Origin of the sequence: Mesorhizobium sp. M0296 (assembly GCF_040321675.1) — a bacterium.
Classification (GTDB): Bacteria; Pseudomonadota; Alphaproteobacteria; order Rhizobiales; family Rhizobiaceae; genus Mesorhizobium.
In genome coordinates this window covers 14,546-24,420 of record NZ_JAMYRZ010000021.1, presented here as the reverse complement: position 1 = coordinate 24,420, position 9,875 = coordinate 14,546, and the positions used below count along the sequence as shown (strand labels likewise).

Genomic DNA, 9,875 nt, shown 5'->3' with positions numbered 1-9,875 from the left:
CACCTATTTGTTCGTTTTTTCTATATTCTCAAACCCAGCCGTAAGACGAAGATTTTTATAGCTATTTGATCCTGACGATTTTGTCTTGTCAGCGGGATTAACCGGATCTATGTGATCGATATGAGCTTCATTTTTTGGAGGAGTTACGCCTCTTTTGCTTTTCTTTGCTGGAATTATTTCTATACCACTCTCATCCGATCTCAAAATTCCATCATTCACCCTTTTATTTTCCTCGAAAATAGCTATCTTCTGCTTCTTTGTTGGATCCTTGCCGGACGCAACGTTGGGAGGATCTTCCAAATGCGTATAGGGCCTCCTTATTTCTCGGGCCTTGCCGGTCGAGATCGGAATCTCTTCTGCATTGACAGAAACCGGGGGAGCCCCACTATCCAGTACGATATCAGGTTTAGCATTCGCAGAACGCCCGGCAAGCCTTGCCAACACCTGGCTGCCAACGGCACTGAGCCCTTCGGCAAGGACATTGCCGCCCGCCCCCCAAAGCGCGCCGTTGGCAATTCCCCAGGGGACGCTCTGTCCTGTGTTGAAGGCGTATGCCCCGCCATAAGTGCCACCCGCCACACCCCCGACGCCAGTTCGGGCAGCAAGACCGATCAAGCCGTTCTCTGCCGCCGCGCCAACGCTTGCCCGGCCCAGCAAACCGAACAAACTCTCCGCCAGGCCATATCCGCTTAAGCCGGTGCCGAGGGCTTCCGCCGCCCAACCGGCCGAGCCGGCCCGGTCCTCGGCGTCCTCGGTCTTGGCCTGTTCATCTTCGAGGAGGTGCTGGTAGTTTCCTCCCGACCAAACGGAGTCCAGCCCGGCGGAGATCGCATCCGCACCGCCGGCGGCCGCGCCCTTAGCCGTGAGGCGGCCGACATCCGAGAACGCCAAGCCGAATTGCTGTAGCCACGGCATGGCGCTGTACTGGGCTTGGGCCGGATGTTCCCCGATCCACGCCAGCCCGTTCTTGAGCACCGCAACCTGGGCTTCCAACGACTCTGGCGCGACGTTCGGATCTTGGGCGGCCTCGGCTCGCCACTGGGCTTCCGCCGCCACAGAAATCTGTTGGGTTGTCGCCTTGCGGGCATCAGGATCGCGAACCGCCAGGACGATCGAACTCAATTTGGCAAGGCGCTTTTCGAACGGCACACCTTGGTCGATGTATTTCGCCGCCTGCTGGCCAGCTACGGCCCAGGGCATTGGCAGTATTCGGTCGAAGCCCAACTCCTGCTGAGCAGCGACGGCCCAGGTGACGGCAGCCTTATAATCCTCAGGAGCTGTGATCTTATCCCAGTCCGGAGCATGGTTCGGGAACAGTTGGCCGACGTAACCGGCGGGATCGGCGCGCCTGGCACCCAGCACCAATTGCGCGGCGCCGGCCCTTATCTCATATTGCTCCCGCTCTTCCGGCGAGCCGTAGGGGCCGGGTTCAAAATCCCGAATCTGGGCGTGTATCGCCTGGTTCGGGACGGGTCGCATGTCGAAAACCGCGCGGCCGATATCAGCCGTTATGTCGAAGGCTTGGAGACGCTTGCCGCCATCTTCGGCGCCGTACACGGCAGTGAAGTCTTCGGCACCCGGTGTCTTGCCAGAATAGCTGCCGGTATTGGCAATGGCAGCCGGCGCGTTCTGCAAGGCGATGTCGATGTTCGTGCGCGCATCGACCAGGCTTGCCACAGTCGCTACCTGCGCCTTCTGGCCGAGATCCTGAACCGTGTCCGGCGACAAGTCGGCAATCCAGGGTCCTGCGGCAGCCCAAGCCGTATTTCCGACGGGCCCCACGGAACCCGTGCGGATAGGTGTTTCGTCGGACGGAAGGCCACCTACGGGCGCTTCGCGCGTCGCCAGCACGCTGGACCCACTCGCCCGAGGTCCGCCCACAGCTTCGATGGTATCGTCCTTAGTCCTGCCGTCCGTTGAGACCGGCCCAGTCCCCAGCACCTCCGCAGCGCGCTTCGGGTCCTTGGCGATCATCGCCTGGGCGAGCGCCTTTGCCGTGTTGCTGCGCCAGGCGGCCTCGGCGGCCTGCCGGGCCACCGGGTTGCCCATCTTGCCGATCAGCTCGAGCCCGCTCTGCCGGATCGCCTCGAATGTTCCTGTGTCGTCCGGGTCGCCCTGCGCGATGGCGCTTGTGTAGCCGTCCTCGACCTTGCTCCACTCGGCCTGCTCATAGTTCTGGCGCCGCGCGTGCTGCTGCGCGGCCATGCGCGCCGAGCCGGCCAGCCGCAATGCCTGCTTTTGGGCGAGGAAATTGGCGCGTTCGCCCTCCGGCACTTTCGCTACGGTGTCGTCGAACATCTGGTCGAACAGGCCGGGCCTGACGACGCCGTCGCTGCGCGGATCGAGCTGGCCATACATGAAGTCGTGCAGGCCGCCGCCGTCGGCCGGCGCGGTCTGCACCGCCACGGCCTCGGCGTGCGCTATGCGTGCGTTCAGCTCGCGGCCGATAATGTCGGCGTCGAACGCATCCTGCTGCTGCTTCTGCTGCCGGAAGCGTTCGGCTATCGCCGACAGCTCGTCGCCAAAGCCTTGCATAGCGGCGCCCACTGGCGAGCCGTTGGGATATGAGGCCACATTGCCGGTATCGAGCCGGCGCTGGGCAAGCTGGAGCGGGATGGTGGCCATCAGTAGAGGCCTCCGCCCGGCGCCGGCGGGAAGGCGCTTCTGCCGAACGTCACCGTCTTGGCCGGGTCGTAGAGGCCGGAGATGCCCGACACGAGGTTGCCGCCGGCCTTGAAGATCGAGGCGCCGACCGCCTGCCTGCCGGAAAAGCGCGCGATCGCCGCCTGCGTGGCGAGACCGTTCTGGCGCAGCTGCGAGCCGTACTGGATCGCCTTGAGGTCGAGCTGGCCCTGCCTGGCATTGGCTGCCAGCACCTCGGTCGGCGAACCTGCGATGGCGACGCCCGAAGCGCCGGCCTGGGCACGCGCCTGCGCCTGCAGCAGATCCTGCTTATGGCGCTCCTGGCCCTGCTCGAAGGCCGAGCTTTGGGCGTCGGCCCGCGCCTGCTGTTCATAGGCTTTGGCCTGGTAGTCGGCCATTTGCCTGGACTGCTGGCCTTCCGCCAGCGCGCCGCCGACCGAAAGCGCCGTACCGATAAGAGCTAGTGTGCACATGGTCAGCCTCGTTCGCCGGCGGGAATGAATTTGCTTTTGATGCCGTCGACCGGCGCACCGATCGAAGGCCGCCGGTCGAGCACGCCGCCGGGGCTGAGGAAGGACAAAAGCAGCCGGTCGGCCTGGATTGCCGGGCGGCTGAGACGCGATGGCGCGACGGCCCGCGGGCCGGCCATGGCGGTGCGCCGGATGGTGGTCAGGTTGACCTTCAGGTCGACGGCGCCGTCGGCATCGAAATGGCCGTTGGCGACGATGACGGCGCGGCTCAAGGCATCGGCCGCGAACAGCTCCTGCCGCAGTTGCTCGATCAGCCAGTGGATCGTGCGCCAGCGCTCGCCGAGCGCCTCGGCCTTTGTCCTGACCGCGTCGCCCGGCGCCGGCGTGGCGGCGACGGCTTCGGCGGGGGGTTCGTCCAGGGGGGCGCCAACGCGGCGCTCGTCCACGTCCTCGATGGTTTTCTCGATCAGCGCGATTTCAGCGTTGCAGTCGTCCAATGCGGCACGCGCCGCCGTCAAATTTCCGGCGCCGAAGATCGCGTGAAACTTTTCCGTTTCCAGCTCGCCCTTGCGGGCGATCGCATCGTTGAGGTCGGTGTCGAGCAAGGCGCGGATGGCAGCGAAATCGGCAGCCGTCCGCGCCCTGCCGAGGTCTTCGGCATGGGTTGGGGTCACGGGTGGGTTCCTTGGTTGGGGAAGCGATGGAAGACGGAGCGGGTGATCTCCCCCCTCGAGGGGGAGATGGCCGGTAGGCCAGAGGGGGTCGTCTCGCGTGGAGCGCCGGCGTTCTTCCCCCGCGATGGAGGCGATAGGAGGCCGCGTCAGGACGAACCGACCCCCTCTGTCGCCTTCGGCGACATCTCCCCCTCGAGGGGGGAGATCAGCAGTTTCTAAGGCTCGGCGTCGAACACCGGTGTCATCGCCCTGATCGTGCAGGGCGTTGGATTGACGTGGCGGATCTTCACCCGCCCCTGCCCTTCCCAGCTATCGTCGATCGGCACCTCGACATTGCCGGTGAACAATTTCGCCATGCCGTCGGGTGCGACCACGGACGGGATGCGAACCTGCTCCCAGCGGCCGCGGATGAACGACTGGACCTGAAGCCCGGTTGTGTCGGTTTCCAGCAGCGAAAGAATGAGCTTGGCCACCTTCTTGCGCCGCCCGACGATCGATCCGTCGCGGCCGCCGACATCGAGCTCCAGCGTGTTGGCTTCGGACTGGTAGCCGAGCCCGACCTGCCATTTGGCTGCCGTAGCCCCACCGGGCAGCGAGACCGCGCCAGCGGCCACAGCAAGGCCCTTGTAGACCTTGCCATCGGCCAGGACGTCGGCTGTTTCGCCGTTGAGATGATCAAGCCCTGAGACCGTGCCCACAGCGGCGCCCGAATAGGTCAGGCCGCAGTCGACTTCGAATGCATCGCCGATCCCGCCATACTCGAACGGCACGGTCTTGATTTCGATATAGCGCCTGGTCACGCCGCCGATCGTGCGCTTGACGATCAGCCAGAGATCGTCGTTGCCGTCCTGGCCGGGCGTCACCACGGCGCTTTCGACAACGGCCCAGTTCGATCCTGCGAAGCTTCCGGCGATCTGGTGGATGTGCATGCCGCGAACGTCCTGCGACGGCTGGTGCGTGTAGCCGCCGAGTTCGCCATCCCCGAGCGGGAACCACAGCAGCGGGTCGGGGTCGGTCTGGAAGGCGAGTTCGACGACGCCTTTCTTGGGAATGTGCTCCGATATTTGACCGACATCGTCGGAGGTGAAGCGGCCGGTGGCGTTTTGCGTCAGCTCGGCGATCGATTTGCGGGAGCGGGTGACATAGAGGAACGACTGCCCCGCGTCGACGGGACGCAGCGGGGCACAACCGAAAGTCCGCGACCGGCGGTTCTTGAACGAGGACGGCGTCAGCGCCTCGTCGATCCCGGAGCCCGACAGCGCCCTCACCCCGCCAAGCGTTCCGATGATCAGCGCGCCGTCCGATTCCGCCACCCACGTAATGTCGTTGGCCTGACCGCCACCTGCCTGCACGAATTCCAGCGCGTCGGTGTCTTTCTCACCGGTGGCGAAGTTGTCGAAATCGCCGGTTTGCGAGGCATAGACCGAGAATTTTCGGCTGAACGCCAGGCGCTCCTCGTAAAGCGAACCGCTCTGGACATACTTGCCGGGCACGAACGTGCCGAGACGCCAGCGAATGATCGGGCTGAGATCGGGCAGAGCATGCCCGTACAACTGGACCGTGACCACCGTGGTGCTGGTCCGGGCAACGACCTTGGCCCAGCGCCAGAAGCCATCCGCGCCAAGCAGACGAATGGCGCGGCCGATATCGCTGGTCTGGAAGCCGATGCCGTCGTTGATGCCGACGATCGAGGAGGCCGAGAGATCGAACGGCGTTTGCGACGGCGCGTATTCGTGCAGGGCCAGTTCGGCGATAGCGGTTCCATCGCTGCCGCCACCTGAAAACAGTAGCTGATAATATTCGTAGGCAACCGTGTTGTTGAAGCCGTCGAAGAAACGGGTTTCCGACTTGGACCAGCCGGTCTCTCCGTCGCGGCTGTCGAGCGTCGTCCAGTCGGTGCCGTTGTGCGAGGCCTGGAATTGCCACTGGGTCGGCGATGCAGTGTCTGAGTGATCATTCGTCGCGGTAATCCAGTAGGCGTCGACCGTCTTGGCCCCGCCGCCGAACTGGTAGCGCAGATACCCGCTCGGAAAGCCCGCTATGTTCTCCCCCTTCTGCTTGTCGCCATCGAACACCTGCCACACGTCGGATGAGCCGTTGCTGTTGCTGACCGTGCCGCTTGGCAGCGTATTCGCGACCATGACCGGCATGGCGTTGCCGGTTGCGGCCGGCGTTAGCGTCGTGGCGGTGGTGTTGATCTTGTCGTAAGGGCCGTCGAGAAAGACGAAATCGGCCAGCGTCCAGGTCGTGTGCGCGGTGCGCGTCAGCACTTTGACCGGATGATCCTTATGGGTGATCCACATCTGGTCTGCCGACTGGACGAATTGCAGGTCGAAGAGATCGGCCTCGGGATAAGGCGAAACGACTTCGACCGTGCCGACGCGCGCGCCATAAGCATAGACGCGGATGTAAAGATCGCCGAATTCGAGCGCATAGGCCTGATCAGCCGAGAAGATGAACGGGATCAGCCGTGTCGCCTTTGACGGAGCCTTCACCTGCGCGCAAAAATAGGTGCCGCCACGCTCCTGATACCGCCATGCGGCAGCGTGACGAAATTGGTGCATTTGGACAGCGCCGCCCGGTAAAGCTCGAGCGAGGCGCGAGCATGCAAGCGGGGAGAAATCTCGCCGCGGATGAAAGCATCCTGGATCGGATAGAGCGTGGTCATCGGCCGACGCCCCGGCTGTCGCTGCGCTGGAAAGCCCAGGACGTCGTCGAAAATCTGCCGCCGCGCTGGATCGCATTGGCCGAGTAGGCTGCATCCAGCGCCCTGTCATAGGCGCTACGGGCGACGTCGATCATGCTGGCCTTGTGGGTCAACGGATGGGCGATCTTGATGGCGAGCGCCGCCACCAGCACCTCGGTGAACAGCGCGTCCCAGTCGTTGGGGTCTGTCAGGTTGGCGACATAGCGGATGATGCGCGGCCCGGCCTGATCCGAATAGATCAGCCCGGCCTCCTGCCGCCATGAGAGCGGCACGCCATCCGGCTCGCCATTCCCTGTCAGCGGCAAGGGCCGCAGGCAATCGGCGGGAAGCTCATAGGCGAAGTTCAGCGTGCCAGCGCCGCCGCCGGTGTCGAAGCCGGCGACCGAGGCCGCCAGGATGGCGAAGACAAAGGCATGCTTGGTCAATTCGGCCTCGCGGGTCAGGTCGAAATGCAGATTGAGCAGGCGCGCCGCCTTGGCGTCCTGGTCGAGGCTTTCGATCGGCGCCTCGTCGAGCACGGCGAGCGCCATGTTGGCGATGTCGAGCGGGGTGATGGCCATGGCTCAGGCCTCTGTCTGTATGGTTGGTCGGAGAAAACGGGGCATGGTGCCTCCACGGCAAAAAGCCGCTTCGAAGCGGCTGGGGATTTTTTGTGATTTGTGGCTTGGGCAGAACGTTGCACGTCTCGTGCACGGGGGCCGTCACGACGCCACCCGCCCGTCATGAAACGGCGTGGCAGACGCTTCGTCAGCCGTCTTTTTCCCATTCGAGCAAGGAAGACGGCAATGCTTCGGCTATTGCAGTTTCACGACACCGCCGCGCAACGCGGCGATGTCTTGCCTGAATTGTGTCAGCCGACGTGTGCGCCGGTCGAGATCCCTGTTTCAGCTGACTTGGCAAAGACGCTTGCTTTCACCCTTCCGGCACCTCCCGCCAAAGCCAAGCCCCTGTCCAGGGCGTCCTGAAGACTTGGCGTGTAGTAGGCGGTGTCTTCCAGGCCGCTGAAGAAGTTTATGCGATGAACTTCCCCTTTCTTGCTCATGACAATGCCCGCTTTTCGGAGCACTTCCTGAACTGTTTTGTACTTCATGTTCATGGTGACCTCCCTTACCAAGACAAGGCAGCATCGCCCTTTCTTGTAACTGTTTGGTGCCGTCGATTGGCCAAAGGGCAACATGAATGTTGTAGCGAACGCCAAAATTCACATCACTCCGACGCAGCGCAGCGGGTGAACTTGGGATTCGCCGACCTGGTGTCCCGAAGGGGCGGGACGTCTGACGCCCGCCCCTTCGCCCGATCAGGCCTCGGTCGTCTTCAGCGCGATGAACGTCATGTGCTTGACGCTCGACGCCGTGCGGTCCCAGTTTGCCGCCAGTGCCAGCTCGGCATCGGTGGCGAATTCGCCGGCCGAGGACGCATCGAGGAAGCGGGTGCCCGGCACATGCGGCACGAAATGCCGGCGGCCGACCTGTAACGCGCAAGATCAGATGGCATCAGCCGCCTAATCCTGGGAAAAGGTGATAATTGCCGGGAACAGCCGCGAGAAGCCCGGAAAACAAGGCGTTCAGCGGTAACAGGCGGGGCCAGAAAGCCCGGTGGCCAGAAAACGGCCGCGCAACTTCACTTGGCACCAAAACGGCCGGCGGGCCGACCGCGCGCAAGATCAGATGGCACCACTTAGATCGGGCAAAAGCCCGGAAAACAAGGCGTTCAAACTTCATCTGAGGGGCTGGAGCGCCGGCGACAAACTCCGAAACGACTTCGGAGTTTTGAAAACAACGCCCATCAGCCGGAAATCGGTAACGAGATCAGAGAGTTGGCCCGTAACCACAGCTCAGGACGAGGCGACCGAACTCCGAAAGCTTCCCGCGCCCGAATTTCCCGCTGGCTGGGAAGAGCCCTCGGCTACGCGTCATCTAGCCATAGCGGCAATCAAGTCCGCAAACTTTGCCTGATCGCCCTCGTCGAGCTTTTGAAGGAGCGGCAAGATCACTGCAGCGATGCGTTGAGCAGAGTCGTCGAATGTCGCTTCCAGGCGGGAATGAATTTCGCCATTCATGCTGTTGCCGCTCTTATTACGCGCATCGGCCAGACGTGCCTTCAGTTCCGGCGTCATATGAAGATTGTGGCGCTCGCGCTCCGGGCTCGACTCGTCTGTTTGCTTCGGCGGCATGGCGCCGATTTTATGGCGGAAACCCAGGCGACTCGATATAGTGCAAAAAACATCGAAAAATGTGCAATTGATCCCCACTATCCACAGCCGATCGCTAAAGGTTGAGGGAAGCTGTTAAGCAGATACAGATGGTTGTAAGCGTCTCGTATTGGGACACCTCGGAGGCGCCCTAAGGGTACCTCGGCGAGGAATATCTTCCTGTATGGTTCTAAAATAATAACTAGGGCGGGTCACGGAAATTGGACGGGCAAGAAGCGGCGGGCAGTATCAACGTCAATCGGCGGGTAGCACTATCGGGGCTCTTGCTGGCGGCGGCGTCGATGGCAGGGAGCGAGGTAGGGGCTGCGGCGCCGCTGGACCGAATTCAGCGATGTGCCGAAGCGCTCGCTGAGGCCATGCATGCCGCCTATGGCGGCGAATGGGCCATCGATCATCAAAGCGCTTACGTAGCGGTTTCGCGCGACTTCTTTTGACGTTCGAACTGCTCAAGCTGAAATTCCGCGAAACTGATAACTCGATCCTGAAGCAGTAGTGGCGCTGCGGCTACGCGCGCGAACACGCTCTGTAGGCGACGTTCGTTCGGATCCTGAGGGGATCCGCGAAGCGTAGGATCTTCAAGGACGCCGTGCTCAAGGGCCAGCGTTCGAATCGCTTCCATTGCGTTCCCGCGTGGTTCCCGCCCCTTTAACCATCGCGAAATGTCATTTTGATTGACGCCCAAACGTCCCGCCAACCGGGCCTGCGTCCAGCCGGTAGCCTTCAATAGCGCCCTCAGAACGACCGGAACATCCATCGCCTCAATATGCCAGAAGGGATAATCAAAACCTAATCCCAATAGGGATTGACTTTTATCCCTGTTGGGATGAAATGCGAGCATGAACCAACTCCATCACATTCGATGCAACATATTTGCCATCACTCAGGTTGAAATGGCCGCCTTAGCGGGCGTTCGACAGAGCCAAGTCTCGCGCTGGGAAAGTGGTATCAGGCGCCCTTCATTGCGCGAGATGCAGCGCATTCGTGCGGCGGCGATCGGCCGTGGCCTGTCCTGGGATGACAGTTGGTTCTTCGAGATCCCCGGCGAGGCTGCCTGAGCCATGCCGAGCGCCCTTGCACGCATGCCGGAAATCCGGCGACCGTCAATAAACCCGTTCGACATCACGCAACTCCACGCAGCACAGAACGCCGAGATTATCAGCGCCGATTTT

Annotated in this window: 11 protein-coding genes; 1 reads left to right on the top strand and 10 read right to left on the bottom strand. The window is 62.4% G+C overall.

Annotated features, from left to right (window positions below):
* Positions 1-3 precede the first annotated feature (3 nt).
* From NKI97_RS20255 to NKI97_RS20210, 10 genes are all read right to left on the bottom strand, one after another.
* The gene (locus NKI97_RS20255; protein ID WP_352836208.1) at positions 4-2,625 is read right to left on the bottom strand and encodes a hypothetical protein; all 2,622 of its coding nucleotides are present in this window, start codon (positions 2,623-2,625) and stop codon (positions 4-6) included.
* Complete coding sequence (locus tag NKI97_RS20250) at positions 2,625-3,116, bottom strand: hypothetical protein (RefSeq protein ID WP_352836205.1); 492 nt, start codon at positions 3,114-3,116, stop codon at positions 2,625-2,627. Before NKI97_RS20250 ends, NKI97_RS20255 begins: the two co-directional genes overlap by 1 nt.
* A 2-nt stretch (positions 3,117-3,118) precedes the next feature.
* Positions 3,119-3,787: a hypothetical protein gene (locus NKI97_RS20245; protein ID WP_352836202.1), complete on the bottom strand. Its 669-nt coding sequence runs from the start codon at positions 3,785-3,787 to the stop codon at positions 3,119-3,121.
* A gap of 215 nt (positions 3,788-4,002) precedes the next feature.
* Positions 4,003-6,282 (bottom strand): phage tail protein, encoded by a 2,280-nt coding sequence (locus NKI97_RS20240; protein WP_352836199.1) that lies wholly within the window; start codon positions 6,280-6,282, stop codon positions 4,003-4,005.
* Positions 6,279-6,455: a hypothetical protein gene (locus tag NKI97_RS20235; RefSeq protein WP_352836196.1), complete on the bottom strand. Its 177-nt coding sequence runs from the start codon at positions 6,453-6,455 to the stop codon at positions 6,279-6,281. The genes NKI97_RS20240 and NKI97_RS20235 overlap by 4 nt, the downstream gene beginning before the upstream one ends.
* Positions 6,452-7,054, bottom strand: coding sequence for a phage connector family protein (locus tag NKI97_RS20230; RefSeq protein WP_352836194.1), 603 nt, complete (start codon positions 7,052-7,054; stop codon positions 6,452-6,454). Before NKI97_RS20230 ends, NKI97_RS20235 begins: the two co-directional genes overlap by 4 nt.
* A 290-nt stretch (positions 7,055-7,344) precedes the next feature.
* A complete protein-coding gene (locus NKI97_RS20225; RefSeq protein WP_031211513.1) occupies positions 7,345-7,590 on the bottom strand; it encodes a hypothetical protein in 246 nt (81 codons plus the stop codon).
* Between the two features lie 201 nt (positions 7,591-7,791).
* Complete coding sequence (locus NKI97_RS20220) at positions 7,792-7,944, bottom strand: hypothetical protein (protein WP_352836192.1); 153 nt, start codon at positions 7,942-7,944, stop codon at positions 7,792-7,794.
* Between the two features lie 462 nt (positions 7,945-8,406).
* On the bottom strand, positions 8,407-8,667 hold the full coding sequence (locus NKI97_RS20215; protein ID WP_352836189.1) for a hypothetical protein: 261 nt from the start codon (positions 8,665-8,667) through the stop codon (positions 8,407-8,409).
* 442 nt (positions 8,668-9,109) lie between these two features.
* Positions 9,110-9,544 carry a helix-turn-helix domain-containing protein gene (locus NKI97_RS20210; protein ID WP_352452377.1) on the bottom strand — a complete coding sequence of 145 codons (435 nt, stop codon included), beginning with the start codon at positions 9,542-9,544 and terminating at the stop codon, positions 9,110-9,112.
* Here NKI97_RS20210 and NKI97_RS20205 point away from each other — a divergent pair.
* Positions 9,543-9,761, top strand: a complete 219-nt coding sequence (locus NKI97_RS20205) for a helix-turn-helix domain-containing protein (RefSeq protein ID WP_352452376.1) — start codon at positions 9,543-9,545, stop codon at positions 9,759-9,761. The genes NKI97_RS20210 and NKI97_RS20205 overlap by 2 nt on opposite strands.
* Positions 9,762-9,875: the final 114 nt, after the last annotated feature.

Excerpts from the sequence above, each read along its gene's own strand:
- NKI97_RS20255 (WP_352836208.1), bottom strand. The coding sequence starts at position 2,625 with ATGGCCACCATCCCGCTCCAGCTTGCCCAGCGCCGGCTCGATACCGGC.
- NKI97_RS20250 (WP_352836205.1), bottom strand. The coding sequence starts at position 3,116 with ATGTGCACACTAGCTCTTATCGGTACGGCGCTTTCGGTCGGCGGCGCG.
- NKI97_RS20235 (WP_352836196.1), bottom strand. The coding sequence starts at position 6,455 with ATGACCACGCTCTATCCGATCCAGGATGCTTTCATCCGCGGCGAGATT.
- NKI97_RS20230 (WP_352836194.1), bottom strand. The coding sequence starts at position 7,054 with ATGGCCATCACCCCGCTCGACATCGCCAACATGGCGCTCGCCGTGCTC.
- NKI97_RS20225 (WP_031211513.1), bottom strand. The coding sequence starts at position 7,590 with ATGAACATGAAGTACAAAACAGTTCAGGAAGTGCTCCGAAAAGCGGGC.
- NKI97_RS20215 (WP_352836189.1), bottom strand. The coding sequence starts at position 8,667 with ATGCCGCCGAAGCAAACAGACGAGTCGAGCCCGGAGCGCGAGCGCCAC.
- NKI97_RS20205 (WP_352452376.1), top strand. The coding sequence starts at position 9,543 with ATGAACCAACTCCATCACATTCGATGCAACATATTTGCCATCACTCAG.
- NKI97_RS20210 (WP_352452377.1), bottom strand. The coding sequence starts at position 9,544 with ATGCTCGCATTTCATCCCAACAGGGATAAAAGTCAATCCCTATTGGGA.